Origin of the sequence: Treponema peruense (assembly GCF_016117655.1) — a bacterium.
GTDB lineage: Bacteria > Spirochaetota > Spirochaetia > Treponematales > Treponemataceae > Treponema_D > Treponema_D peruense.
The window spans coordinates 2,222,752-2,248,060 of record NZ_CP064936.1; the positions used below are offsets into that span (position 1 = coordinate 2,222,752).

Here is a 25,309-nt window from a genome sequence, read left to right on the forward strand (position 1 = left end):
CCGCTATTTCTGTGACATTGTAAATACTCCGTCCCATACAGACGGGGTGCCTTCCCTTAGAAAATCACTGCATCGTTTTATAAAAACATCCGAAGACAAATCTTCAGGATAGCATTCGGCAGCCTGTTTAAAACATGCAATTGCTTTTTTAAAGTCTTCGTGATTTTTCTTTTCCGCCGGAGTTTCAATTCCGTTAAGATACCACTTCATACCTTCGTTAAAAAGTTGTGCCGCTTCAAGACGTGCAGAAGGAATGTCCCCTTCAAAGCCAATCAAATTGTGTATGCGCACAGGCTTGTCTACATTCACTACGCGCACAAAATCCATATGGCGTGCAACAAGATTTTTCGCTTTGTTTTTTTCAGAAGAAGATGCTGCCTTCCATGTTGAATCAGAAGCCATAATCCACGAACCGTAAACTTTGTTTGTTCCCTCAAGACGCGAAGCAAGATTCACATTGTTTCCCATTATTGTATAGTTGAGTTTTTTTTCGGTTCCCATATTTCCTACAACCATGTTTCCTGTGTTAAGGCCAACGCGCGAATGAAGATAAAAAGGCTCTCCGGTAGACTTTATTACGGGAAGCATATCTTTGTATTCAATGTTGAACTTTTCTTCGGCCTTAAGCATACGTACAGCCGCTTCACAGGCAGAAAATGCATTGTCGGGATCGTCAATCGGCGCCCCGAAGAAAGAAACAATTTCATCACCAACATACTTGTCTATTGTTCCTTTGCAGTTCATTATCTCATCACTCAGCGCACCAAGATAAATATTCAGGATTTTTACAAGCTGTTCGGCTCCTGCATCTTCACCCGCAACATTGTTGATTGTTTCTGTAAAGCCCGAAAAAGTCTTTACGTCAGAAAAAAGTGCAGTCATGATTTTGCTTTCACCGCCAACAAGCTTTGCCTTTTCGGGATGGCGTTCAAGTTCGGCAACAACAAGCGGAGACACGTAAGAGCCAAAAGAAGTGCGCAGGTGTTTTTTTTCACCGTTAACCCTTATGAAATTGACAACAAGTTCCGCAATATAAATACAAACCGCAAGAAGTAACGGAATAAAAACGGGAATATAAATTCTCAGGAAAACCATTGCTGCAACAATTATACAGACAGTCGCAATCACATAGCTTAAACCGACTGCATTTTTTTTACCCTGAGTCATGTTGCGGCACAAAACAATACACAGCATTGAAAATACAAAAGCCAGTGCAATTCCCCAGAGTGCGCTCAGTTCAGTAATGAATGCTTTTTGAAGGATTGTGTTTACGATATTTGCGTGCGTTCCAAGATTCGGGTAGCGCTTTGAAAACGGTGTGACTCCAAGGTCAGTGCTCGAAGTTGCAGAATTTCCTATAAAACAGAAAGAACCTGAAAGCATTTCTTCAAGAGTCTGTGAATCCCTGCAAAATCCTTCGGAGGCTTCGCACAATCTGCTTATTTCAGGAACACTTTCCGCAGAAGAAATATTTTTTACAGACTGTGCAAATTCATTCAGACGAGAAAAGAATTTCCGCCTTCTAGAAAAATAATTTTCGTAATCATCATCAGTTATTCCGCCTTTAAGAGCTTTTCCGTTTACATCAAAACCGCGGCATTTTCTTAAAAGACGTGATTTTTCATGTTCCAGATTTTTGTATTCATAAGCAAAATCCTGTGCAGACAGAATCTTTTCCCTGTCTTCTTCATTGAGTAAACCCAAATCTGCAGACAAAAGATTCTGCACTGCCCCGGCCAGAACTGCTTCTTCTTTTTCCATATTGTAAATTCGCCAGATGGGAATATGAACAAAACTGTTTTCGTAGGGTTCCATCAGCCAGTTTATAAGCATGCGGCCGTGAGAGTCCAGCGGAATGCGCACGTCGTGCCGTGTTCCGTCAGAAGAAAGAACTCCGCGCAGCAAAAGTGAATGTGAAGTTCTTTCCATAGACTGAATATCAAGCATGGCTGCAAGAGGGGCAAATGCCAGCTGTCCCACATATTTTCCTTCGTGTTCGCACAAAAGTTCCACGCGTCGTCTGGTTCCGTCTTTGTCTACAACAACGTTTGTAAAACCTACACCGGCAGCACGGCGCACAAGCCTGTCCAAAGCCGGAATAAATCCTGCAGAAACAGTTTTACCTTCTTCCCTTACAGAATATGCGTTTCCTGAGGCAATCAGATTATGCGGGTCAGACACGTTTGAAAACAGAAATCTTTCGTTTACATAAGCATTCTCGCTGTCTTCGCGGCGTATTCCTATATTCCGCATATTTACGGTAAGGTTGGCATTTCCAAAAAACTGTATCGCACGTGCAAAATAATCGTCATTGTCTTTGTTGAACCCGTCCTCAATATTCCGCTTCATTTCATAAAGAACGCCGCCGATTGAATCTTCAAGTGCAGTCTTTGCTTCATCAGAAGAAATGGTCCCCTGCGACACGGCTTCAAACAAAGTGTCCACTGACTCTGTAAGCGACTGTCCCGCGCTGTCTATTTCGTTTCTTGCAGTCTGTTCAAGGTCATCGGCAACGGCTTTTTCGGAAGGTGTAAGGTATTCAATATCAAATACGGCTCTTGCGGCACCGAATTCCTTCATTCTTATAAGAACGTCAGCCATAATGTCACGCGGCCACGGCCAGTTTTTATCTATAGAAGCAATTGACTCGTCATCAATGTCAACAATAACAAGATCCTCAATATGTTCTACTTCAGGAGAAAGTCTGAGCATTATGTTGTAAAAGCGCAAATCCATCTTGGAAAAGGCATGAAAAATTGCAGCAAAAGCCGCAAGCACAAGCAGGACTACGGGAACAAGAACGTCTGCATGTTTACTAAAAAAAGATGAACCTTTATTTACGCTATTTGCATTTGTTTTCATGACAAAAATTATATCATATGTTATAATTTAAATCGATTAAAACTCTGTTCAAAAATGATTCAAAACTGCAATAAAGGAACAAAGGTTGTTATGAAAAAAGTAATTATGTTTATATCAGTGCAAATTCTTTTTTGTCTGGCAGCATTTTCGCAGTCGGCAGACAAAGTTTCACAGCTTATTCAGTCACAAAAGGTAACTTACGGACAGGTTTCATATCTTTCGGCCGTGTCACTCGGACTTGCACAGAATGACAGCACCGAAGCAGAAGCAATAGATCTTCTCAGACGCGCAGGAATTCTTTCAAATGACATTCCGGCGCAAAAAGAAATAAATTATGCAAATACTGCGTGGATTCTGGTAAATACATTCAAGGCAAACGGAAGTCTTTGGCTCAAAATGTTTCCTTCACCAAGATATGCATTCAAACTTCTCAAGGCACAGGGAATAATTTCTTCTGCCGCAGACCCGCACCAGATTCCGGCCGGACGAGACATACTCAATATGTTTACCGACGGAATGTCTTTCTACCAGCAAAAAAATGCTCATAATATGGAATAAATATGAACAAAAGAACAAGAAATATAATTTCGGCAATAGCATTAGTAATTCTTCTCCAAAGCGCAAACGCCGCAGAAACAAATTTTATTCTTTCTGACTCAACTGGAATAAAATTCAACTCAGGAAAATTCAGCGAACCTGTTCTTAAACAAAAAGAATCTCTGTCGCCCTCAATAAAAATTCCTTTTACGCAGGACGGAACAGTTTATTTTGTAACAGAAGCACAGGTTGAACATACCTTTGACGCAACTTTCAAATCTTCAAACAATACCCTGGACAATTCAATAACACTTGACCTTCCGCTATTCAAAGCCGCAGCCGCATTTGATGTACAAAACGGGGCCTCTGTTCTTGCTGCTGCCGGAAGATTTTCTGTCTCGGATTTGACAGCAGTAATTCTTTCACAAAGTGCAGACGGAATCTTTGCATCATTTGACTCACCAAGATTTACTGCCTCTGCATACGCGGGTTTTACGGGCCTTCTTAACGCACGTACGGTTTCTTTTACAGACAGCGCCGGAACAGACCTTTCCGACAACACTTCGTCTTCCCCGTACACACTTGCAGACCCCTACACGTTAATCATGCTTTCATGCGGAATGCCGTATCTTGTTTTTAACCAGTCACTTTCGCTCGAAACACTTGCAGTATTTGGTCCAAACGACGGCAAATCACGAATATACGCAACAGTGGGGCTAAACGGACCGCTGGCACAGTCAGTTTTCTATTCTGCATCAACAACACTCGGCGCAAAAAATTTTGAAGAATTTTCAAATCTTTCCATGATGAGCGTAGAATTTTATCCCGACTTTCTGGACTCACGCGCAGTCTTTTCCGCAGAATACGCTTCAGGAAACAACGGCGGTCTTTCTGCATTCACGGCTTTCACAAAGAGTGCCGCAACACTCGCAGCCGACGAACCGGCACACAGCGCAATCTTAAAGTGCGGCGCGTCATATTCTTTGTGTCCTCAAGACAAAGTGTTCTGCCAGTTAGGTTCCGGTGTTATATTCAAGGTTCCAGGCAACAGCGCAGAATACAGCGGAATACAGATACAGGGTTTGGTAAAATACCAGCCCTTCACTGACCTGAGTATTTCATTTTCAATAGAATCATATCTTGCAGACAAAAAGGAAGAAGACCGCACAAGCGCAACCTTCTTTGCATCCCTTGCTTTCTAGAAGAATTAACGGAGAATTTTATGAAGAACAACATCAAAAACAAAACTGCATTTATTCTGCTTGCCTTTGCTGCATGTATTCCGGCAGCTGCCTTTAACGCAACTGTTCTTTCTGTACAGGGAACAGCCGAAGTTCAGGACGGAAGCATTTGGGAAGAAATTGTCCAGGGAGACGAGCTTGAAGAAGGTTCGGTAATTTCAACCGGATTCAAGTCCAGCCTTGTTCTGAAAATCAAAGAATCCACAGTTACCGTAGGCCAGCTTACAAGGGTAACAATAGAAGAACTTTCAGAAAGTCAGGCTTCTGACAACGTATGCGTATACATCGACTCGGGCAACATCGATGCCAGTGTCGGAAAAGAAAGCGGTAAAAAAGTGGGATTCAAGGTACGTTCCCCTGTTGCAACGGCTTCTGTAAGAGGAACTTCATTCAGCGTAACATCTTCGGGAAAACTCAGCGTTACAGACGGTCTTGTAGGGTTCCTTCCTGCAGAATCCAAGGGCAGCAAAGCTTTTTCAGAAAACATTGTGCAGAAAGAAGCAAAAGAAGACAATCCTGTTTCATCTGTATTCACTTCCTCAAGTGAAGCCGGCGGTTCTTACGGGGTTCCGGTATTCAGGGGACAGTCCAGTTCTACAGACCCGCTTACAGGAAGAAGATCTTCTGCACGTACAGAAAAAGCAAAATCTGCCGAAAAAAGTTCTTCTTCAACAAAACCCCAGTCACAGACAGAAGCAGTTCCTTCTTCAACAGGCTCAGCTCCGGCAGATACAACATCCGCACCTTCTTTGTCAGGAACAGCTACAATCAGCATAAAACTCAACTTTCCTGAAAAATAAGGGGATTCTGCCTGCTATTCAACAAAATCGATTAATATAGTAAACTTAAGGTATGAAAAAAACATGCATTAAAGCCGCACTTAAGGCAACCGGTCAGGTACTGGCACTACTTGCAGCGGTTGTCATGCTTTCGTGTGAAAATAAAAACAAACGCAGTCCGGCAGAACAAACACAGCTTTTAATAGAAGAATCATTACCGCAAACACAGCTTGCCGCAACAACGGCAGAATGGACACGCGTCACTGAAGGAAAAATTGTTGTCGTATTCGGTTACGGTTTTAACAGCGACAGCTTTTACGAAACGGCAGTAAACAGAATAAATTCAGTATTCGGAACAGAATCAGGCATTCCGCAGGACAAATACGGTCTTGTAGTTCCGTTAAGATTTCCCGATGATTTCAGAAACAGAATAATGAATCTGGCAACCCTCATAGATTCCATTGATGTAAAAGCGCTTATTCTTCTTGGCGCACCTGAAAACACACATTACGCAATTGCAAGAATCCAGGATGAGTGGAACAACAGAATTCCCTACAATATTATTTCTCTTTTCCCGCAGGATGATGTACTCGGTGAAGAAGCATCGTGCAACATAGTTATTGACTACAAACGAAGTTCCATTGACGAACTTTTTTCAGAAGAAATTGACCAGACGCCGCAGACAGACATTATTCCCGTACTTATAAAAGCCGTACGCTACTGTGCAGAGCTTCCAGGAACAATCAGTGCAGATTCAGAGCTGGAACCGCATGCAGCCGCAATTGCTGGAAAAGTTGAACGCCACACCGATGTAGAAACCGGGCTTCAGTCAGTAAACCATTTTGTAATGACAGCCGGAGCCGAATAAAATTGAACTCACTTTCGCAGCACCAGTCAATGCTTCTTGGAAGCGAAGAGGCCATAAACGCACTGGCACAAAAAGACCATGCAACAATTCTTGCTGTTTCGGACTCACACGGGGCATATGCAAATCTTTTTTTTATACTGCAGGAATATGCCAAACAAAACGGGCATGAATGTGACGCACTTATTTTTTGTGGAGACGGAATTTCTGACATAACGGCAGCCGTAGCTCAAGCAGCAGCAGATTCAGATTTTGCACAAATACTTCCGCCTGTAATAGGAATTGTAGAAGGAAACAATGATGCCGACCTTTACCCGATGAAAAATCCGCTCAGAGTAAAAAATCCCCGGGAGCCTTATTTTGTCCAGATAAGAGTGCCGCTTTCACAGACAATATGTGCATGCGGACATAAAATTTTCTTTACGCACGGACACAAATTTGCACTTTATTCCGGAATCGGCGCTCTTGTAAAAGCCGCAGCAGAAGAAGTGGCAGATGTTGCACTTTACGGTCACACACATGTAGCAGCGGTTCAGTACATATCACCGGGAATTTTTGCAGTAAACCCCGGCAGCTGTTCAAGACCGCGTGCAGGACAGCCGCAGACTTACGCTCTCATTGAACTTTCAAGGCAAAATCCGTATGCGTCAATAAGTTTCAGGGAACTGCGCCCCACGGGAAGCGTTCCGTTCAACCCCGAAAGCAGCAGTTTGTATTAGAAATTTTCAGAAAAGCAAAAACCTGTACGGTCGTGTCCGGGATAGACAAGTGCATTTGCAGGAATTTCATTTCTCAGCCGCAAAAGGCTCTGTCTCATCTCAAAATCGCTGCCGCCAGGAAGATCTGTGCGTCCAAAACTGCGGTAAAAAACGCAGTCGCCCGAAATTAAAATGTTTTCTTTGGAGTTAAACAGACAGCAACTGCCTTTGGTATGGCCTGGTGTATGAATTATGCGCCAATCGCCGCTTTCACTGCAGGAAAAATAATCAGAAAGCAAAGCATTGTCTTCAAGAAAAGCCGTTGGCTCAGGAAGATTTGAAACAAAAGGAACAAACTCTTCAAATCCCATGTAGCTAAGACCGCGGGACTGAAGAACGCCTGAATTTTTCCCGATCAAAGAAGCATCATCCCTGTGTATCAGAACAGGAAGACCGGGGTAACATTCCTTTAAAAAAGAAATACCCGCCACATGGTCAAAATGTCCGTGAGTCAGAACGACAGCCTTCGGAACAAGTCCCGATGCAGCAAGATATGCCGTAACTGCAGTTCTGTCGCCCGAAAAATCGCATGAGGCAGGATCAACAATAAAAACGTCAGAACCGCCGATGCTTACAATAAGAGTATTGACACCGAACGGCCCTGTATGAATCAGTTTAATCAATATGCAGCACCGTCACCAAAATGTGACTTTACCTGGCCGTCATCTGAAGTTTCAGAAAACTGTGGTGCACTCTCTGTTTCTTCATGTGCAGCAGAAGACTGGGCTGCGGCAAAAGCATTCTGTTCTTCGGCAAGTTTTACGGCTTCTGTGTTTACAGAAGTATCTGCGTGTGCATCATTTGTAACTCCGGCCGGAATATGATCATCGGCAGCAGAAACATCTGTATTTTCTGCAGAAACTGAAGCAGGGGCGCTGCCTTCAAAAGACTCGTCCTCTCCCTTCTTGCGTGAATAGCTTACACTCAGTTTGCGTCCTCTAAAGCTGTAACCGTCAAGAGCCTTGATTACCTTCTCGCAGTCTTCTGCAAAAAGCTGGATAAATGAATAATTGGCAAGTGTACGGATATCACCGATGCGCATACGGTCAAGTTCAGCAACGCTTACAAGAAGACCAACGAGATCCCTTGCAGAAACACCACGATTGCGTCCGGTGCTTATAAAAATTGTCTTTGCCAAAGCATGATCTATCTGAATACGCGGAGTTCTTGCGGGCTTTTCTTCTGAACCCTCTGCATTTCTTTCCTGGCGTGTATCGCGTGTTCTGCGGTCTGCATTTTTCTGCTGGAAACTGTCATTGCGGAAACTGCCGCGCTGCTCATTGCGGTCACGGTTAAAACGATTGCTTCTGAAACCCTGTGTTGCCTGTTTTACAAGAAGAGCCGCAACGTACTTTCTGCGTGAAAAAGGAACATTCTTCTTAAAAAGTTTTTTAATCTGCTCAAAAGTCTTGATGTCTGCATTGCTTGCATTCTCTACACGTGAAACTGCATCTTTAAGAAATGCTGCTATCTGATCTTCATTCAAAACATATTCATGATTATAAGACATTTAATTTACTCCTAATAAATTTAGTACGAAACCTGAACCGACTTTTTCAAAGCCGAAGCGGACAAGAAGCGGTTCCAGAAATTTCGGAAAAATTGAATTTAACAATAAAAAACGCTGAATTCCGCAGTTTTTAAGCAGGGCTATACATCTTGAAAGAAGCTCCTTGCCAATACCCAACCCGCGGTAATTCTGAGGTACGAAAAAATCTGTCATCAAAACAGTTGATTTCGCATTTAACGGACAGAAGGAATACAAAATACAGCCTGAAAAATCTCCGGAATGAGAACGACATAAAATTCCGCGTTTCTTTTCAAAAGAAACATAATCGGACTGCCGCTTAAAGGCTTCTAAAAACGCAGATGCCAGTTCACCGTCAAATTCATCTGCAAATTCCACTGCCATAGATTCTATTTCGAGAGTTGTACAATCCGCATCACAAGCAGGATTGTATTCACAGAATTCAAAGTCATCCTGAATAAGTTCATCTGTTTCATCCTTTGCGTCACAGACAGAACTTTCAATCTTCTCCAAACCCCATGACTCACGAAGATTATTGTACCAGTCGTCTATACGGACATTCATTCTGGCATCCTTAAAAAAATGCCACTGTCTCTCAACTTCCGGGTACGTTTTTATTACATCCTTAAATTTTCTGAACACCCCCCTTCCGCCGGAAAGAACACGTCTGAGTTCAGTTCTGGCCAACGGAGAATAAAGTTTACCCGTAAAAGATTCAAGAAGGTCGTAACCGTCATCGCTGTTCCATGAAGGAAGCGCATAAAAACGGCTGTCATCGACATTCATGCTATCATCAAACTCAACCAATTCACCGGACTGTGCATCAACTACACGACACACGGTCTGGTCTTCCATAGAGAAACGTATATTATCACGCAGGAAATCAGTGAGTTCAAAAAACATTTGAATAAAGCCCGTCAGGCAAGGTCTGAACGCTTTTCAATAACGCGGCTTATAAGTCCGTATGAAACAGACTCTTCTGCATTAAGCCAGTAGTCGCGGTCGGTATCTTTTGCGACTTTTTCTATTGAAGTTCCGGTTTCGTTGGCAATAATCTCATTCAGTTTTGCCCTTGTTTTGGCAAGTTCAGCCGCGTGAATTTCAATGTCAGTAGCAACACCTTTCATTCCGCTTGACGGCTGGTGGATAAGATAATGGCTGTGCGGCATTCCAAGACGTCTTTCTTTTGGTGACGCCAGCAGAATAAGAGCCGCTGCACTTGCAACAAGACCCATTCCGACAGTATATACAGGAGCGTTTATAAAGCGGATTGTATCAAAGATAGCAAATCCTGCATCTACATCTCCTCCGGGACTGTCAATATAGATATAAATAGGTTTATCGCTGTCTGCCTCAAGAATAAAAAGCTGTCTTACGATTTTTTCAGCAAGTTCTTCATTGATTTCGCCACTGAGCAAAATCTGGCGTGTCTTCAAAAATTTCTCAAGAAGGGGATCTGCATTTTCGCTCTTCTTTACGTCCTTTTCCTCATCTTCACACGCAATTTTAAAAAATGTGTCTTTCATCTGCACTCCAAAAGCGGTTGTCCGCATTATATCTTAAATAATACTAAAAAAATATGAATTTGTCCATAAATCCAAAATTTCTGATTTTACGAATATTAAAGCCCATTTTGTTTTGCTTCATCCCAAAGGTCTGTCATAGATTTGCCCGAATCTTCTTTCATTCCGTCGCAGACAAACTTATAGCGTCTGTAAAATTTAGAAACTGCACGTTCCAGAGCCACATCTGGGTTTACAGAAAGCATCCGGCACATATTCACAACTGACAAAAGCAAATCACCGACTTCTTCTTCAAGATGTTTACTGTCCAACCCCACGGCTTCTTTAACTTCCTCAAATTCTTCCTGAACTTTATTGAATGAACAGTTAACATCGGGCCATTCAAATCCGTTTTTTGCAGCTTTGGAAAGATATTTGTATGCTTTAAGTACAGGCGGAAACCCCTTCGGAACTTCATCAAGAACAAAATCACACTTACGGCCTTCTTCGTTTCTTTTTATCAAATCCCAGTCTTTTTTTTCGCCGCCAAACACGTGCGGGTGCCTGCCGATAAGTTTTGTGCGTACATCATCAGCCATTTGCGAAATTGAAAAGTCACCCCGCTGTTCATAAATGTAAGCCGTAAGAATCAGATTGAATAAAAGATCGCCAAGTTCTTCTTTTGCATGTGAAGGATTATTTTCAGTAACAGCATCCACTGCTTCAAAAGTTTCTTCAACAAGAGGTCCGCGCATTGACTGTGGCGTCTGTTTTTTATCCCACGGGCATCCTTTAGGGGAACGCAGAGTTTCGACAAGTTCACACAAGCGGTCAAGAGCCGCTACCCTTTCTGAATTATTTTCCATTTGAAGCAAGCAGTTTTCTTTTTCCCCACTCGGGAATCAGGGTATTTGCATCTTTACAGGTAAGAACCTTTGCAAACAAATTGGCAGCCTGAACAAAAATCTGTGAAAGAATTATTTTTTCGTCCGGAGTAAAAGACCCCAGAACATAGTCTGCAATATTACCGTCAGCAGGTTTTCCGACACCGAATCTGAGTCTGAAAAAATCAGCTGTTCCGAGTACAGCCTTTGCAGAACGCAAACCGTTGTGGCCTCCAAGCCCGCCGCCAAACTTAAGGCTCACTGTTCCTATAGGAAGTTCAATCTCATCATGGACAACAAGAATATCCTGAGCGGGAATTTTATAAAAACGTGCAGCCTCACCGATTGCATCACCGCTTAAATTCATATAAGTGAGCGGTTTCATAAAATACAATTTTGAAGGAGCGTTATCAGGAACAGGAAGGGAACCGTCTTTTCTTTCTTTAATCAAACCGCAATTTTTAAGCCAGAGGGCAGCAGTAGAAAAATCCACGGCCGCAAAATCAGACTTAAACTTCTTCTGCCAGTCAATTTTGTCAGAAAAAGCAAGCGACGACTCAAAAAGCCAGGCCGCATTATGACGGGTATCAGAATATTCTTTGCCAAAATTTCCAAGAAACGCCACAAGTTGAATCATAAAATTTTCCTTTTACAAACTAATATTCAGTTTTTCTGCCAAATCTTCTGCAGTTGTAAATTGAATTGCCTTAATCCCCAAAGAAGAAGCTGCTTCACAATTTTCTTTACGGTCATCAATAAAAACAGAAGCTTCAGGTTCGGTTTCTTCTGCAGAAAGTATCAGCTTCCAGAACTGCGGGTCGGGCTTTGAAACACCCATTGCGCAGGAACTGTAAGTCTGGTCAAAATAAGCATAATCGCCCCGTTCCAGATGTGTAGAATAATGACAGGACATAGTATTTGTTCCGCAAACGACACGGTTTCCCTGTTCCTTAAGTTTTTTTACTATAGAAACAGTTTTATTGTTCAAAACAGGATGAAAAAGCCATCTCCACCAGTCTGTATTTACAGAAATTCCGCTGTGCAAAGAGAAAAGTTCCCAGAATTTTGGGGAATCAATAAATCCGTTGGAAACCATTGAAATCAAATTCATTTCCCGTGGATGAAATTCTCCGGTCAAATCTGAACAGCCGCAGTATTCAAAGAATTTTTCCTTTGATAAACCTAATAGTTCACAAATCTTGGGAATTACTACAGCGGTTGATGTAACAACTCCGCCCATATCGAATATATAAAGCATTTTACACTCCTATAAAAAGTCAATGAGTAAATCTTCAGATTTACTCATTGACTTTTTAAGTACATTCGCAACAAAGTGAGAATGTACAATTTGATTACAACCCTAAAACAGACTGAAGTTCGGGAAAACTGCTGATTTTTTCTATATAAGTACTTGCAGTTCCAAAACCGTATGAAGCCCAGATAAACGGAACAGAAATTTGAAGGCAGGCATCACAGTCTCCCTGTGTATCACCGACATAAACGGGATTTTTTACAGAATTTCGTGCAGCCAGCATCAGAATGTTTTCAGCCTTTCCCTTACCTGTTCTTCCGTAACATTCAAAATCTTTCACATAGTCAGAAAGACCTGTTTTTTCAAGCATAAGTTCAATATATCCGTTCTGACAATTACTTACAATATAAACATTCAGTGCCAAAGAAATTTTCTTGATTGAATCAATTACACCGCTGTAACATATATCAAGTTCATTATTTCTGAGTGCAATCTGCTCTTCTGTGCAGCAATGGGAAAGAAGAATATCGCGATCCGAATCAGAAAGTTCGGGCCATAAATCCTGTGCAATAACATTCATTGTTTTTCCAAATTCTTTCTGAAGAATTTGAGCATTAACTTTTTTTACTTTATACCCGGAAATATCTATAGCTTTGTTCCAGGCTACAGAAACGATTCCTGTAGTATTCCAGATTGTTCCGTCAATGTCCAAAATTAAACCGTCAAATTTTTTATTACACATATCGCACCTTTAAACAAAAAAAAGCCGGCGGCCACCTACTTTCCCGCTCTCGCAGTATCATCGGCGCAGGGGAGCTTGACTTCCGTGTTCGGAATGGGAACGGGTATTTCCTCCCCGCCATGGCCACCGGCATCATAAGAGCCGCATCAGAGGCTGAAAACTTTGTCTCAGGGAAGTACCCTTCCAGGCTGCAAAGTCTTGGCGGAACACTGTCCGCAGAAAGAAACAAAATGATTTTTGAAGGAACAATATGGCCAAGCCTCACGACCTATTAGTACCGCTCGGCTGTGCACGTCGCCGTACCTGCACCTGCGGCCTATCAACCGGGTGGTCTGCCCGGGGTCTACAGGGGAGTCATGCTCCCAGGGATGTCTAATCTTGAGGCGGGCTTCCCGCTTAGATGCTTTCAGCGGTTATCCCTTCCGAACTTAGATACCCGGCACTTGCTCCTGGCGGAACAACCGGTACACCAGAGGTTCGTCCACCTCGGTCCTCTCGTACTAAAGGCAGCTCCTCTCAAACATCCAACGCCCGCAACAGATAGGGACCGAACTGTCTCGCGACGTTCTGAACCCAGCTCACGTACCGCTTTAATTGGCGAACAGCCAAACCCTTGGGACCTGCTCCAGCCCCAGGATGCGATGAGCCGACATCGAGGTGCCAAACTTTCCCGTCGATGTGAACTCTTGGGGAAAATCAGCCTGTTATCCCCGGAGTACCTTTTGTCCGTTAAGTGATGGCCCTTCCACTCGGAACCATCAGATCATTAAGACCTGCTTTCGCACCTGCTCGAGATGTCTCTCTCGCAGTCAAGCCCCCTTGTGCCTTTACACTCGCGCCCTGATTCCCAACCAGGGTGAGGGGACCTTCGCGCACCTCCGTTAAACTTTGGGAGGCGACCGCCCCAGTCAAACCGCCCGCCTAGCACTGTCCGCTCTCCCGCTTCAGGGAAAGCGTTAGAAATCCCATCCGTCAGGGCTGGTATTTCACCGGCGGCTCCGCGCAACCTGACGGCCACGCCTCTCTGCCTCCCAGCTATCCTACACATGACGAATAGAATCCCAATGCTAAGTTGCGGTGAAGGTTCACGGGGTCTTTCCGTCTGATTGCGGGTATCCGGCTTCTTTACCGGAACATAAATTTCACCGAGTCTCGCGTTGAGACAGTGCCCAGAATCGTTACACCATTCATGCGGGTCGGAACTTACCCGACAAGGAATTTCGCTACCTTAGGACCGTTATAGTTACGGCCGCCGTTTACCGGGGCTTCGGTTCGCACCTTCGGATTGCTCCTGAGCGCTCCCCTTAACCTTCCGGCACCGGGCAGGTGTCACCACCTATACGTCCCATTGCTGGTTCGCAGATGGCTGTGTTTTTGATAAACAGTCGCCTGGGCCTGCTTTCTGCCGCTCCCAAACCTTTCGACCGGGAGCCACACTTCTTCCGAAGTTACGTGTGCATTTTGCCGAGTTCCTTAACGCGAGGTCGCTCGTGCGCCTTAGATTACTCATCCTTCCTACCTGTGTCGGTTTCCGGTACGGTTCCAATCAGCCTGACCTTAGACAGTATTTCCCGGCACCTTGACTCTGTCCGCTTCGTCCCTCCGTAAAGGGAATCGCTCTCAGCTCAGCTCAGCATACGGATTTGCCTGTATGCCTCTTCACCTTGCCGCCTCGACGGGAACTACCGTTCTCCCGCCGGACTTCGCCTCATGCGTCCTGCCTTCGAAACTGATTGAAGTGACGGAATATTCACCGCCTTCCCATCGGCTACGAGTTTCCTCCTCGCCTTAGGGGCCGACTTACCCGGGGCAGATTGCCTTTACCCCGGAAACCTTAGGTTTTCGGCGGACGGGGATCTCACCCGTCTTTGCGTTACTTATGCCTGCATTCTCTCTTCCGCTTCCTCCAGCACCCCTCACGGGCATGCCTTCCTGGGTTGGCGGAATGCTCCCCTACCAGTCATACCTTACGGTATGAATCCGCGGCTTCGGTATCATGCTTAGCCCCGCTACATTGTCTGCGCACGGGTGCTCGACCAGTGAGCTGTTACGCACTCTTTCAAGGAATGGCTGCTTCTAAGCCAACCTCCTGGCTGTCTGTGCATCCGCACTTCATTTCACACTCAGCATGATTTGGGGACCGTTAGCCGGCGGTCCGGGCTGTTTCCCTCTCGACTACGAACCTTGTCGCACGCAGTCTCACTCCCGTGGGCTGGTTTGTGGCATTCGCAGTTTGATCGGATTCGGTAGGATTTGACTCCCCCTCGGCCGTCCAGTGCTCTACCTCCACAAACTTTCCACGAGGCTGTCCCTAAAGGCATTTCGGGGAGAGCCAGCTATCTCCATGTTTGTTTAGCCTTTCACTCCTTACCACAGGTCATCGCTACCTTTTTTAACAGATTACCGTTCGGTCCTCCACAGGGTTTCACCCCTGCTTCAACCTGCCCATAGTAAGATCACATTGGCTTCGGGTCCACGACGTGTGACTTTTCGCCCTCTTCGGACTCGCCTTCGCTCCGGCTCCGGGACTTCTATCCCTTGGCCTCGCCGCACACCGTGACTCGCAGGCTTATTCTACAAAAGACACGCCACAGGCAGCTATTCCCGTGACATCTTGCCGGTCCATGGTTTCAGGTTCTATTTCACTCCCCTCACCGGGGTTCTTTTCGCCTTTCCCTCACGGTACTTCTTCACTATCGGTAGCTGCGCAGTATTTAGCCTTGGATCGTGGTCGACCCGGATTCAGACAGGGTTTCTCGTGCCCCGCCCTACTCAGGTACCGCACCACGGAGTGGGATCGCGTTTCGCGTACGCGGCTGTCACGCTCTTCGGCAGAACTCTCCGGTTCCTTCCGCTACGCATCCCTTTGCTTTCTCCGCGGGTCATCCCCGTGCGGCCCTACAACACCGCTTATCGCGGTTTGGGCTCTTCCGCTTTCGCTCGCCGCTACTTACGGAATCTCTTTTGATTTCTTTTCCCGGATTACTTAGATGGTTCACTTCATCCGGTCTGGCTCCGCCAACCTATTTTATTCAGTTGCGCGGTGACGGAATCTCTTCCGCCGGGTTACCCCATTCGGTTATCCGGGGATCACTGGATGTGTGCTCCTTCCCCCGGCTTTTCGCAGCTTGCCGCGACCTTCTTCGCCCCGCAGCTCCATAGGCATCCGCCATGGACCTATTTTCGCTTGGCCATATTGACCCTTCCGCATCTATCTTTCAATCGATGCGCCTTCATTTCGTTTCCTTCCCTCTGTATTTCAAAGAACTAACTCTATGGAGATTAGGGGACTTGAACCCCTGACCCTCGGCTTGCAAAGCCGATGCTCTAGCCAACTGAGCTAAATCCCCACGACGTGAGGACGGTTCCGGAAACAAAGACCCGTGTTCAAGGACTGCACCGTACACCGGTGCCTTTACCTTTCTCTCAGAAAGGAGGTGATCCAGCCGCACCTTCCGGTACGGCTACCTTGTTACGACTTCACCCCCCTCGCCGGGCATACCTTCGGCAGCGGCCCCCGTTTCCGGTTAGCCTGCCGACTTCGGGTATCCCCGACTCGGATGGTGTGACGGGCGGTGTGTACAAGGCCCGGGAACGTATTCACCGCGCCGTGCTGATGCGCGATTACTAGCGATTCCAACTTCATGGAGTCGGGTTTCAGACTCCAATCCGGACTACGGCCGGTTTTCTGCGCTTCGCTCCACCTCGCGGTCTCGCTTCGCTCTGTACCGGCCATTGTAGCACGTGTGTAGCCCTGGGCATAAGGGCCATGATGACTTGACGTCGTCCCCACCTTCCTCCGGCTTGTCGCCGGCAGTTCCGCCGGAGTCCCCAACTTTACTTGCTGGTAACCGACGGTAGGGGTTGCGCTCGTTGCGGGACTTAACCCAACACCTCACGGCACGAGCTGACGACAGCCATGCAGCACCTGTGCACGGTTCCATTGCTGGACCCCCGGATCTCCCCGGTATCACCGTGCATGTCAAACCCAGGTAAGGTTCCTCGCGTACCATCGAATTAAACCACATGCTCCACCGCTTGTGCGGGCCCCCGTCAATTCCTTTGAGTTTCACCCTTGCGGGCATACTCCCCAGGCGGCACACTTATCGCGTTTGCTTCGGCACCCACCCTCATGGGCGGACACCCAGTGTGCATCGTTTACTGTGCGGACTACCAGGGTATCTAATCCTGTTCGCTCCCCGCACCTTCGCACATCAGCGTCAGTAATCTGCTGGCAGCCTGCCTTCGCCATCGGTGTTCTTCCAGATATCTACAGATTTCACCCCTACACCTGGAATTCCGGCTGCCCCTCAGCTACTCTAGTTGCACAGTTCCCGGCGCATCCCGAGGTTGAGCCTCGGGCTTTCACACCAGGCTTGCGTAACCGCCTACATGCCCTTTACGCCCAATGATTCCGAACAACGCTCGCAACTTACGTGTTACCGCGGCTGCTGGCACGTAATTAGCCGTTGCTTATTCGCAGGTTACAGTCACCGTACCGGCATTCCCTCCGGTCCTTATTCCTCACCCGCAAAAGGACTTTACAACCTTCCGGCCTTCATCGTCCACGCGGCGTCGCTCCGTCAGGGTTTCCCCCATTGCGGAATATTCTTAGCTGCTGCCTCCCGTAGGAGTCTGGGCCGTATCTCAGTCCCAATGTGTCCGTCCACCCTCTGAGGCCGGATACCCGTCATTGCCTAGGTGGGCCTTTACCTCACCTACCAGCTGATGGGCCGCGGGCCGCTCCTCCGGCGCCCCCGTAGGGGCTTTCCATCCACATCTCTAACCTGTGGATTCGTATCCGGTATTATCCTGTATTTCTACAGGCTATCCCCGTCCGAAGGGTGCGTCACCCACGTGTTACTCACCAGTCCGCCGCTCTCGCAGATAGCAAGCTATCTGTTCCCGCTCGACTTGCATGCTTAAGACGCGCCGCCAGCGTTCGTTCTGAGCCAGGATCGAACTCTCCATGATTTATTCCTCGGCCCGAAGGCCTGGGATTTCTCATTTTGTTACGAACCGGCTCCATCTCATACTGACATGGAATTGGTTTTTCTTTTTCCTTGCGTCACCTTCCTGAACAGTTTTTCCTGCTCATTCTGTCTTTGTTTCCTTCCCTTGTCATCTCAAACATCGTTGCAGCGTTGTTTGCTGCAGGTGAATGAGATATTACCATTCAGCACTGTTTGTGTCAACACTAAATTCTTCTTTTTTTTAAAAATTTTTTGAAATTTTTCAATTTGCTTTTCCGCCTTTAAAAATGAGAATTTTATACCTTAAAAACTGAATAATAGCTTATATAATGAAAGAAAATGTTCCTTAAAATTGAAATCTGCCGGAAGTTATGCAGGTTCGGACATTGAAGTTGCCATAGAAATTGCAAACCGTCTGGGAATGAAACCGTTCCTTAAACCATACCTTGACTCAAGTAATTGTGCTGACAGACAGATGAAAAATATTATCAGAAATTCCATTTCGGATGAGCTTACGGGACCAGACACGCTTTTGAAACAGATACAAATGAACTGCGCGAAAAACTGTGTGAAGATCTTATCGTTTTTTCTTTTGATTCGAACGGTTTGAAAAAAATAAATAACACTTACGGTCATAGTGCCGTCGATAAACTTTTGCGGCTGGCAGGAATTTGCATTGATTATTCATTCGGCAAATACGGAAAAGTCTACCGTTACGGAGGGGATGAATTTATTGCACTGATTTATGTTGACAGCAGAAAAATAAATCTTATTCTGGATAATTTCAAAAAAAATTGTGGCAGAAAACAGGGAATTTAAATATGAACTGAGCATTGCCTGCGGTTTTGCTTCCCATGCAAAAAACAAGAATCTAACCATTGACGAACTGATCCAGACTGTAGACAAAAAAAATGTATATAGAAAAAGAGAGCTATCATAAAAACCAGAGTAATCTGTCTGACTGAATTGAATTCTGGAATATTCTTTTTACTATTTTTTATTTTCTTTATCCAAAGACGAATCTATGAGATCGAGTGCTGTTTTGGAAAATTCCTGCGGAAATGAAATTTCTGTAAACCTGTAAAAAGGAAAAACACGACCGCAAGAATTATTTTTTTTACTTTCATTGCGCTTTTAACCTTCTTCGTATTTAATAAGTTACAATCTGTTTTTGTGATTTTTTTACTGACAGATTTTTATTGTAGAGATTTTTATTCAAATTCATTATAATGGAAGAATACAGGAGAATTAAATTGAATTATTCAAATTATTTTGTACAGAAAAAAAAATTATCGATTAAGGTACAGTCACTTGCCGTGCTGGGATCTGTTGCGGCATGCGTTATTCTTCCACAGATTTTTCACCTGATTGGAAAAATTTCAGGCAGTGGAACAGCAGCCGGAATAGTGTTCAGCCCGATGCACATTCCTGTTATTGTAACGGGTCTTCTTGCAGGTCCTTTTGCAGGAGCAGCGACAGGACTTTTTGCACCGCTTGTTTCTTATTTAATCTCGGGAATGCCTGTTGCGGCAATGCTTCCTTTTATGACAGCGGAACTTTTTGGTTACGGACTTGCGGCAGGTTTTTTGAGATGTGTAAAAATTCCGGCTGCAGTTAAAGTTTTAGTTTCCATGATTGCAGGACGCGTACTTTACATGGTTGCAGCAATTGTTGCAGTTTTTCTTTTTAAGAATGAAAGCGTTTCTGTTTTAGGAATATGGATGGCAGTACCGAAATGTCTTCCCGGAATTGTACTGCAGCTTGCTTTTATTCCGCCGTTTGTTTATTGGGTAGATTCTCTTTCAGAAAAACAGAACTAAACGAAAATGACTGTTGCGCAGGAAAACAAAATTTTAAATGACGCAGAAAAAATTTTATCTTTGATAAAAAAGCGTCCGTGCATTATCGCGCTGGACGGAAGATGTGCCGCAGGTAAAAGCACACTTGCTTCTGTTATGAAAAAAGAATTCGGCGCGACAGTTTTTCACATGGATGATTTTTTTCTTTTGCCGCAGATGAGAACGGCAGAACGCTTTGCTTCTCCGGGACAAAATGTTGACCACGAAAGATTTCTAAAAGAAGTTCTTCTTCCACTTTCACGCGGTGAAAGTTTTTCTTACAAACCGTATGAGTGTTTTGCATCATGTTTTGGAAAAGAAATTTTTTGTACACCTGCGCAGATTTCTGTTGTTGAAGGTGTATATTCCTGCCGTCCGGAACTGCGGAAATTTTATGACTTATGTGTTTTTGCTGACATTGATAAAGATGAACAGAAAAACAGGATTCTGCTCAGAAATGCAGATAAAGCACAAATGTTTTTTTCAAAATGGATTCCGCTTGAAGAAGAATATTTTGAAGCATTCCGCATAAAAGAAAATGCAGATTTAGTTTTGCAAAATTAATTTTACAGAAAACAGAGAATATTATAGCTGCAATTGCGTTATTGACTTGGAACTTTCGGATGCAGAGCTACCGACGCAATGCTTTAAGCCGGTGCAGAAATTATTATTTTGAACAGGGACCGCGAGGTTGTAGAAAAATACAAAGGCATGATTCACAATGCTTATATAAGGGATGCAATAAATGAAAAAAAACAACGGCAGTAGCACCGGACACCGTTTTTGAAGCAGAAATGACACTTCTTGTCGCGGGAGAAACGGCTGATATAATGAAATATTCTGAAAAAATACAAAATGATGCCGCCAAAAACAGAAAGCTGTTTGACAGACTGTTCAGGCGGCAATCGGAAAACCGTTAAACTTTTTTGAAATTATTTTGTTCTTAACGCACGCATTGCATTAAGAACAGAAATTACTGTTACACCGACATCTGCAAAAATTGCAAGCCACATATTTGCAAAGCCGGACGCTCCGAGCGCAAGGCATGAAAACTTTACTACAAGGGCAAACGCAATATTCTGGTAAACTATACCAAGACATTTGCGGCTTATTTTTATTCCGCGGGCAATCTTAACCGGATTGTCATCCATAAGGACAACATCGGCGGCTTCTATTGCAGCATCGCTTCCCAACGCTCCCATTGCTATACCAATATCGGCTCTTCCCAAAACAGGCGCGTCATTTATTCCGTCTCCTACAAAGGCAAGTTTTTCTTTTGCACTGTTCTGTTCAAGAAGTTTTTCTACCCAGCCTACTTTGTCTGAAGGAAGAAGTTCGGAATGAATCTCATCTATTTTTAACTGCGCTCCCACTTTCTGTGCAACCTTATCAGAGTCTCCGGTGAGCATGACTGTTTTTTTGACGCCGTATTTTTTAAGCAGAGAAACTGCACGTTCACTTTCGTTTTTAACAACATCGCTTATCACAATGTGTCCTGCATATTTGTTGTCAAGGGCAACGTGAACAATTGTTCCGGCACTGTGGCATTCGGCATAGGAAAGTCCCAGTTTATTCATGAGCTTTGAGTTTCCTACAGCAACTTTTATACCGTCCACATTTGCTGTAAGCCCGAGCCCGGCAAGTTCCTGAATGTCTGTTACACGGCTGCGGTCAATTTCTTTTCCGTGGGCAAGAAGAAGACTTTTGCTTATCGGATGACTTGAGGCACATTCGGCAAGGGCTGCGTATTCAATTATTTTTTCATTTTCAATTTCATTGTGGTGAATTCCTGTTACTTCAAAAACTCCTTTGGTAAGGGTTCCTGTTTTGTCAAAAACAACGGTTCTGACTTTGCTGAGTGTTTCGAGATAATTTGAACCTTTGATTAAAATTCCTTCACGGCTTGCACCACCGATTCCTGCAAAAAAAGAAAGCGGAATACTTATGACCAGAGCACAGGGACAGCTTATTACAAGGAAGGTAAGCGCGCGGTAAATCCAGACGGACCAGCTGGGACTGTTTCCCAAAATAATTTGAATCATCGGCGGAAGGACACCAAGTGCAAAGGCCGCGATACAAACTGCAGGAGTATAAACCGCAGCGAATTTTGTAATGAAGTTTTCTGATTTGGCTTTTCTTTCACCTGATTCTTCTACAAGCTTAAGGATTTTTGAAACAGTTGACTCACCGAATTCTTTTGTCGTTTTGATTTTAAGAACGCCTGTAAGATTTATGCAGCCGCTTGTTACTTCATCCCCTGCTTTTGCTTCGCGCGGAACACTTTCACCTGTAAGAGCACTAGTGTTGAGAGTTGAGTTTCCTTCTACAATAATTCCGTCGAGTGGAATTTTTTCGCCGCTCTGTACAATGATTGTAGTTCCGCATTTTACTGACTCCGGAGAAACACGCTCTAATTTACCGTCGCGCTCGATGTTTGCATAGTCGGGGCGTATGTCCATAAGTTCGGTTATGTTGCGGCGGCTTTTTCCTACTGCATAACTTTGGAAAAATTCACCAACCTGATAAAAAAGCATTACCGCAACGGCTTCGTTGAAATCTGTACTTTTGGAATAAACTGCAAGCGCGATAGCACCAATTGTTGCAACCGCCATCAAAAAGTTTTCGTCAAAAACCTCACCATGCATTATTCCTTCGACAGCTTCCTTTAAAATATCAAATCCGATAATCAGATAGCAGACAAGATAAAGTACTGCACTTGTTATTTTCCAGGCTGTACTTTCTGCGACCTGTCCTAAAAAAACAGGAATGATATTAAGTACAACAAGCATTGCAAATGAAACTATAATTTTTGTAAGAGTTGATTTGTGTTCGTCTGTCATGTTTACCCCGCTTTATTTTTTTTGATTAAACGTTTGTTTAATCGTTTATATCAACTATAACGCGTATCAATTAAACAGTCAAGCAACGGTTGAATTATTTAAAAAAAAGTGTTAATTTAAATTTATGAGCGATAATTCACTTCCGCATAATCACGGGGAAAAAAATATTGAAACACATCTCAGAAAAATGCTGGCAAAAAAACAGGATTTCAATTCACTTGCAGATACATTCAAACTGCTTGATGACTCGAGTCGCCTGCGCATTTTCTGGACATTATGCCACTGCGAAGAATGTGTTCTAAACATCGCTTCACTTCTGGAAATGACAAGCCCTGCAGTAAGTCATCACTTAAAGCTCTTGAAGTCGGCAGGACTTATTGTAAGCCGGCGCGGCGGAAAAGAAGTTTACTATAAAGTTCCGGATACAGAATTATGCAGACTGCTTCATAAAAGTGTAGAAAAATTAATGTCCATTTCGTGCCCGGAATAAATTTATAAATTGAATTTTCTATATTTTGCCGGCGTTGTTCCTTCGAGTTTTCTGAATACCTGCGTCCAGTAGCTCTGGCTGGGAAACCCGAGAGTAAGTGCTATATCTGAAAGTGAACATTTTGTATAACGAAGCATATTTTTTGAAGTTTCAATTTTTTTTTTCAAGAACATATTCCTGTACTGTTTTTCCCGTTTCTTTATGAAATAACCTGAGAATATAACTTTCGCTCAGCCCGGATACTTCTGCAAGTTTTTTTGCCGTAATTTTATCATGCAGATTTTCGTAAATAAAATTCAAACAGGCATTTACATATTTTGAATAAATTCTTTTCTGCGATATGCGCTTCATTTCTGAAGTATATTCAAGACACATTTTTTTATGAAGAGAAGAGATTTCTTTAACATCAGTCATTATGTCTGCTTCCATAATATAAACATCACTCATACTGTACGCTCTGGAAAATTCCATTCCGCCTTCAATGCAGGAACGGGCTATCATTGCAGCCGTAATTACAAAATGATATTTTAAATTTCTGAGGGGATTAGTAGACAGAACACCAAGTCCGTTTTTTTCATCAAGGGGTTCACGGCACAATTCTTTCACTTTTTTTACATTGCCGGTTTTTATTGCCGAAAAGAATTCCGTTTCGGGAACAAGAGGTGCACGCACAAAATCATTCTCACGGTTTACAAATTCCCTGTAAAAGAGTTTTTTCTTGTCATCCATACAATTATTATAGCACATAAAAGATATTTTTAGCATACAAAAGATATATTTTGCACTTTTTATGTGTGAAAATTAATTCAGAATCAAGGCTGCAGACTTGAGAAATATTTATTTAGTCAGTTAAAGTTTATGGGGAAGAAAATGAATCTTAAACACGGAATCAATTTGGGCGGCTTTCTGTCACAGTGCAATCACAAGCTGGAACATTATAATTCTTTTGTATTACAGGAAGATATAATGCGCATTAAATTGGACGGCTTTGACCATGTGAGGCTTCCTGTTGACTACGAAGTTTTTGAAACTGAAGACGGAATTTACAAAAAAGATGGTTTTGAACTTGTTGAAAAAATAATCACATGGTGTGCAACTTACGGTCTTGATATTATCATCGATTTACACAAAGTGTTTGGTTATGATTTTAACAATGCGGGAGATTCGTGTAAAAACAATCTTTTTGGAAACGAAAACCTTCAGCAGCGTTTCTTGAATTTGTGGAATGAAATTTCAAAAACATTTTCCAAATTTACAAACGTAGCTTTTGAAATACTTAATGAAGTTGTAGAAAAAGAAAATACAGATTCATGGAATTCTCTCATAAAAAAAACAGTTGCGGTTATAAGGAAAAATGCCCCTGATACAATTATTATCTACGGTGGAATTCAATGGAACAGCGCTAACACATTAAAATTCCTTGAACAGCCGGCAGACAAAAACATTATCTGGACATTCCATTTTTATGAACCGCTGCTGTTTACCCATCAGAAAGCATACTGGGTTCCGGCCATAAAAGATTGCGAAGACATAACTTATCCGGGAACAATGGAGTCTTACCGTGAAAAAAGTATTCCGATAGGATATCAGGGTGAAGCTGTCGTAAAATGTGCTTCTGCAAAAATGGGAATCTCCTTCATCGAAGAAATGATTACAGCCGCAATCGATGCTGCACGAAAAGCGGATGTAAAACTTTACTGCGGTGAGTTCGGTGTAATTGACCGTGCACCTGTAGAAGACACACTCAGATGGTTTAAGGATGTTGATTATGTTTTCAAAAAAAATATGATCGGATATTCAGTATGGACTTACAAAGAAAAAGATTTTGGAATTTACGGCAATCACTATGATTCAATAAGAAATGAACTTCTTGAATTGTGGCGTAAATGAACTTACAAATACAACAGAAGATGAAAGTTTTTACGGACAATGGCCATGCTGCGAAGAAATTTACATTATGGAAGTCGTAGGCAGCGACACAAGCAAAGCATTTGGAACAGTTCACTACGGAAGTCCGCACGCAGAAAGCCAGGGAAGTATTCTTCTTGGTGACAATGCATTTTCCGATGAGTTTCATCTGTTTTCCTGCGAATGGGAACCGGGAAAATTAACAAAAAATACAAATATGAATTTTCTATGGAATCAGGAAATCCGTCGGCTATGATGAGTATTTCGCTTGGTGCTGTTTGCGGAAAAAGGATTTCAAAACCACACAACG

At 43.7% G+C, this 25,309-nt stretch carries 24 protein-coding genes, 1 tRNA gene and 3 rRNA genes; 12 read left to right on the forward strand and 16 right to left on the reverse strand.

Annotated elements, in window-relative coordinates; translation table 11 throughout:
• Nucleotides 1-3 precede the first annotated feature (3 nt).
• Entirely contained in the window at nt 4-2,862 is a 2,859-nt protein-coding gene (locus IWA51_RS10195) for an adenylate/guanylate cyclase domain-containing protein (RefSeq protein WP_198442333.1), read from the reverse strand.
• 90 nt (nt 2,863-2,952) lie between these two features.
• Here IWA51_RS10195 and IWA51_RS10200 point away from each other — a divergent pair, with 90 nt between their 5' ends.
• Genes IWA51_RS10200 through IWA51_RS10220 form a run of 5 tightly spaced genes read left to right on the forward strand, consistent with a single transcriptional unit; the run spans nt 2,953 to nt 7,003 of the window.
• Nucleotides 2,953-3,420 (forward strand): hypothetical protein, encoded by a 468-nt coding sequence (locus tag IWA51_RS10200; RefSeq protein WP_198442334.1) that lies wholly within the window; start codon nt 2,953-2,955, stop codon nt 3,418-3,420.
• Nucleotides 3,421-3,422: 2 nt separating this feature from the next.
• A complete protein-coding gene (locus tag IWA51_RS10205) occupies nt 3,423-4,601 on the forward strand; it encodes a hypothetical protein (RefSeq protein ID WP_198442335.1) in 1,179 nt (392 codons plus the stop codon).
• Between the two features lie 20 nt (nt 4,602-4,621).
• Nucleotides 4,622-5,440: a FecR family protein gene (locus IWA51_RS10210; RefSeq protein WP_198442336.1), complete on the forward strand. Its 819-nt coding sequence runs from the start codon at nt 4,622-4,624 to the stop codon at nt 5,438-5,440.
• A 52-nt stretch (nt 5,441-5,492) separates the two neighbouring features.
• Nucleotides 5,493-6,287 (forward strand): hypothetical protein, encoded by a 795-nt coding sequence (locus IWA51_RS10215; RefSeq protein WP_198442337.1) that lies wholly within the window; start codon nt 5,493-5,495, stop codon nt 6,285-6,287.
• Nucleotides 6,288-6,289: 2 nt separating this feature from the next.
• Nucleotides 6,290-7,003, forward strand: coding sequence for a YfcE family phosphodiesterase (locus IWA51_RS10220; RefSeq protein WP_198442338.1), 714 nt, complete (start codon nt 6,290-6,292; stop codon nt 7,001-7,003).
• Here the strand turns inward: IWA51_RS10220 and IWA51_RS10225 are convergent.
• The 12 genes from IWA51_RS10225 to IWA51_RS10280 all read right to left on the reverse strand — a co-directional run bounded on the left by IWA51_RS10225 (nt 7,000) and on the right by IWA51_RS10280 (nt 17,924).
• Complete coding sequence (locus tag IWA51_RS10225) at nt 7,000-7,665, reverse strand: MBL fold metallo-hydrolase (protein WP_198442339.1); 666 nt, start codon at nt 7,663-7,665, stop codon at nt 7,000-7,002. The genes IWA51_RS10220 and IWA51_RS10225 overlap by 4 nt on opposite strands.
• Nucleotides 7,662-8,552: a DbpA RNA binding domain-containing protein gene (locus IWA51_RS10230; protein WP_198442340.1), complete on the reverse strand. Its 891-nt coding sequence runs from the start codon at nt 8,550-8,552 to the stop codon at nt 7,662-7,664. The genes IWA51_RS10225 and IWA51_RS10230 overlap by 4 nt, the downstream gene beginning before the upstream one ends.
• Nucleotides 8,553-9,425 (reverse strand): GNAT family N-acetyltransferase, encoded by an 873-nt coding sequence (locus IWA51_RS10235; protein WP_177528270.1) that lies wholly within the window; start codon nt 9,423-9,425, stop codon nt 8,553-8,555.
• Nucleotides 9,426-9,487: 62 nt separating this feature from the next.
• Nucleotides 9,488-10,096 (reverse strand): ATP-dependent Clp protease proteolytic subunit, encoded by a 609-nt coding sequence (locus tag IWA51_RS10240; protein WP_177528271.1) that lies wholly within the window; start codon nt 10,094-10,096, stop codon nt 9,488-9,490.
• Between the two features lie 95 nt (nt 10,097-10,191).
• Nucleotides 10,192-10,938, reverse strand: coding sequence for a nucleoside triphosphate pyrophosphohydrolase (mazG, locus tag IWA51_RS10245; protein WP_198442341.1), 747 nt, complete (start codon nt 10,936-10,938; stop codon nt 10,192-10,194).
• Nucleotides 10,928-11,593, reverse strand: a complete 666-nt coding sequence (pth, locus tag IWA51_RS10250; RefSeq protein ID WP_177528273.1) for an aminoacyl-tRNA hydrolase — start codon at nt 11,591-11,593, stop codon at nt 10,928-10,930. Before pth ends, mazG begins: the two co-directional genes overlap by 11 nt.
• A 12-nt stretch (nt 11,594-11,605) precedes the next feature.
• Nucleotides 11,606-12,214, reverse strand: a complete 609-nt coding sequence (locus IWA51_RS10255; RefSeq protein WP_198442342.1) for an HAD family hydrolase — start codon at nt 12,212-12,214, stop codon at nt 11,606-11,608.
• Between the two features lie 94 nt (nt 12,215-12,308).
• Nucleotides 12,309-12,950: an HAD family hydrolase gene (locus IWA51_RS10260; RefSeq protein ID WP_177528275.1), complete on the reverse strand. Its 642-nt coding sequence runs from the start codon at nt 12,948-12,950 to the stop codon at nt 12,309-12,311.
• 22 nt (nt 12,951-12,972) lie between these two features.
• Nucleotides 12,973-13,081, reverse strand: a 5S ribosomal RNA gene (rrf, locus tag IWA51_RS10265).
• Nucleotides 13,082-13,200: 119 nt separating this feature from the next.
• Nucleotides 13,201-16,143, reverse strand: a 23S ribosomal RNA gene (locus tag IWA51_RS10270).
• Between the two features lie 83 nt (nt 16,144-16,226).
• Nucleotides 16,227-16,300, reverse strand: a tRNA-Ala gene (locus IWA51_RS10275).
• Nucleotides 16,301-16,380: 80 nt separating this feature from the next.
• Nucleotides 16,381-17,924, reverse strand: a 16S ribosomal RNA gene (locus IWA51_RS10280).
• Together the 16S, 23S and 5S rRNA genes with 1 tRNA gene alongside form the textbook arrangement of a ribosomal RNA operon.
• A gap of 351 nt (nt 17,925-18,275) precedes the next feature.
• Here IWA51_RS10280 and IWA51_RS10285 point away from each other — a divergent pair.
• From IWA51_RS10285 to IWA51_RS10300, 4 genes are all read left to right on the forward strand, one after another.
• Nucleotides 18,276-18,533 carry a hypothetical protein gene (locus tag IWA51_RS10285; protein ID WP_198442343.1) on the forward strand — a complete coding sequence of 86 codons (258 nt, stop codon included), beginning with the start codon at nt 18,276-18,278 and terminating at the stop codon, nt 18,531-18,533.
• A complete protein-coding gene (locus IWA51_RS10290) occupies nt 18,503-18,742 on the forward strand; it encodes a diguanylate cyclase domain-containing protein (RefSeq protein WP_230402752.1) in 240 nt (79 codons plus the stop codon). The genes IWA51_RS10285 and IWA51_RS10290 overlap by 31 nt, the downstream gene beginning before the upstream one ends.
• 434 nt (nt 18,743-19,176) lie before the next feature.
• Nucleotides 19,177-19,743: an ECF transporter S component gene (locus IWA51_RS10295; RefSeq protein ID WP_198442344.1), complete on the forward strand. Its 567-nt coding sequence runs from the start codon at nt 19,177-19,179 to the stop codon at nt 19,741-19,743.
• A gap of 6 nt (nt 19,744-19,749) precedes the next feature.
• Entirely contained in the window at nt 19,750-20,325 is a 576-nt protein-coding gene (locus IWA51_RS10300) for a uridine kinase family protein (protein ID WP_198442345.1), read from the forward strand.
• A gap of 368 nt (nt 20,326-20,693) precedes the next feature.
• Here the strand turns inward: IWA51_RS10300 and IWA51_RS10305 are convergent, their stop codons facing one another.
• Nucleotides 20,694-22,601: a heavy metal translocating P-type ATPase gene (locus tag IWA51_RS10305; RefSeq protein WP_198442346.1), complete on the reverse strand. Its 1,908-nt coding sequence runs from the start codon at nt 22,599-22,601 to the stop codon at nt 20,694-20,696.
• A 124-nt stretch (nt 22,602-22,725) separates the two neighbouring features.
• Here IWA51_RS10305 and IWA51_RS10310 point away from each other — a divergent pair, with 124 nt between their 5' ends.
• A complete protein-coding gene (locus tag IWA51_RS10310) occupies nt 22,726-23,091 on the forward strand; it encodes an ArsR/SmtB family transcription factor (RefSeq protein ID WP_198442347.1) in 366 nt (121 codons plus the stop codon).
• A gap of 2 nt (nt 23,092-23,093) precedes the next feature.
• On the opposite strand, the gene IWA51_RS10315 is transcribed toward IWA51_RS10310, so the two are convergent.
• Both IWA51_RS10315 and IWA51_RS10320 read right to left on the reverse strand, forming a co-directional pair.
• Nucleotides 23,094-23,258, reverse strand: a complete 165-nt coding sequence (locus IWA51_RS10315) for a helix-turn-helix domain-containing protein (protein ID WP_198442348.1) — start codon at nt 23,256-23,258, stop codon at nt 23,094-23,096.
• Complete coding sequence (locus IWA51_RS10320; RefSeq protein ID WP_198442349.1) at nt 23,242-23,820, reverse strand: AraC family transcriptional regulator; 579 nt, start codon at nt 23,818-23,820, stop codon at nt 23,242-23,244. Before IWA51_RS10320 ends, IWA51_RS10315 begins: the two co-directional genes overlap by 17 nt.
• A 141-nt stretch (nt 23,821-23,961) precedes the next feature.
• Between IWA51_RS10320 and IWA51_RS10325 the strand changes: the two genes are divergently transcribed.
• Both IWA51_RS10325 and IWA51_RS10330 read left to right on the forward strand, forming a co-directional pair.
• Nucleotides 23,962-24,981, forward strand: a complete 1,020-nt coding sequence (locus IWA51_RS10325) for a glycoside hydrolase family 5 protein (protein WP_198442350.1) — start codon at nt 23,962-23,964, stop codon at nt 24,979-24,981.
• A complete protein-coding gene (locus IWA51_RS10330) occupies nt 24,953-25,255 on the forward strand; it encodes a glycoside hydrolase family 16 protein (protein WP_198442351.1) in 303 nt (100 codons plus the stop codon). Before IWA51_RS10325 ends, IWA51_RS10330 begins: the two co-directional genes overlap by 29 nt.
• The last annotated feature ends 54 nt before the right edge of the window (nt 25,256-25,309 follow it).

Bases quoted from the DNA above. Each gene is read 5' to 3' on its own strand.
- IWA51_RS10300 (WP_198442345.1), top strand. From the start codon at position 19,750: ATGACTGTTGCGCAGGAAAACAAAATTTTAAATGACGCAGAAAAAATT.
- IWA51_RS10320 (WP_198442349.1), bottom strand. From the start codon at position 23,820: ATGGATGACAAGAAAAAACTCTTTTACAGGGAATTTGTAAACCGTGAG.
- IWA51_RS10325 (WP_198442350.1), top strand. From the start codon at position 23,962: ATGAATCTTAAACACGGAATCAATTTGGGCGGCTTTCTGTCACAGTGC.
- IWA51_RS10240 (WP_177528271.1), bottom strand. From the start codon at position 10,096: ATGAAAGACACATTTTTTAAAATTGCGTGTGAAGATGAGGAAAAGGAC.
- IWA51_RS10210 (WP_198442336.1), top strand. From the start codon at position 4,622: ATGAAGAACAACATCAAAAACAAAACTGCATTTATTCTGCTTGCCTTT.
- IWA51_RS10200 (WP_198442334.1), top strand. From the start codon at position 2,953: ATGAAAAAAGTAATTATGTTTATATCAGTGCAAATTCTTTTTTGTCTG.
- IWA51_RS10215 (WP_198442337.1), top strand. From the start codon at position 5,493: ATGAAAAAAACATGCATTAAAGCCGCACTTAAGGCAACCGGTCAGGTA.
- mazG (WP_198442341.1), bottom strand. From the start codon at position 10,938: ATGGAAAATAATTCAGAAAGGGTAGCGGCTCTTGACCGCTTGTGTGAA.
- IWA51_RS10305 (WP_198442346.1), bottom strand. From the start codon at position 22,601: ATGACAGACGAACACAAATCAACTCTTACAAAAATTATAGTTTCATTT.
- IWA51_RS10205 (WP_198442335.1), top strand. From the start codon at position 3,423: ATGAACAAAAGAACAAGAAATATAATTTCGGCAATAGCATTAGTAATT.
- IWA51_RS10195 (WP_198442333.1), bottom strand. From the start codon at position 2,862: ATGAAAACAAATGCAAATAGCGTAAATAAAGGTTCATCTTTTTTTAGT.
- IWA51_RS10310 (WP_198442347.1), top strand. From the start codon at position 22,726: ATGAGCGATAATTCACTTCCGCATAATCACGGGGAAAAAAATATTGAA.
- pth (WP_177528273.1), bottom strand. From the start codon at position 11,593: ATGATTCAACTTGTGGCGTTTCTTGGAAATTTTGGCAAAGAATATTCT.
- IWA51_RS10330 (WP_198442351.1), top strand. From the start codon at position 24,953: ATGAACTTCTTGAATTGTGGCGTAAATGAACTTACAAATACAACAGAA.
- IWA51_RS10235 (WP_177528270.1), bottom strand. From the start codon at position 9,425: ATGGAAGACCAGACCGTGTGTCGTGTAGTTGATGCACAGTCCGGTGAA.
- IWA51_RS10260 (WP_177528275.1), bottom strand. From the start codon at position 12,950: ATGTGTAATAAAAAATTTGACGGTTTAATTTTGGACATTGACGGAACA.
- IWA51_RS10230 (WP_198442340.1), bottom strand. From the start codon at position 8,552: ATGTCTTATAATCATGAATATGTTTTGAATGAAGATCAGATAGCAGCA.
- IWA51_RS10255 (WP_198442342.1), bottom strand. From the start codon at position 12,214: ATGCTTTATATATTCGATATGGGCGGAGTTGTTACATCAACCGCTGTA.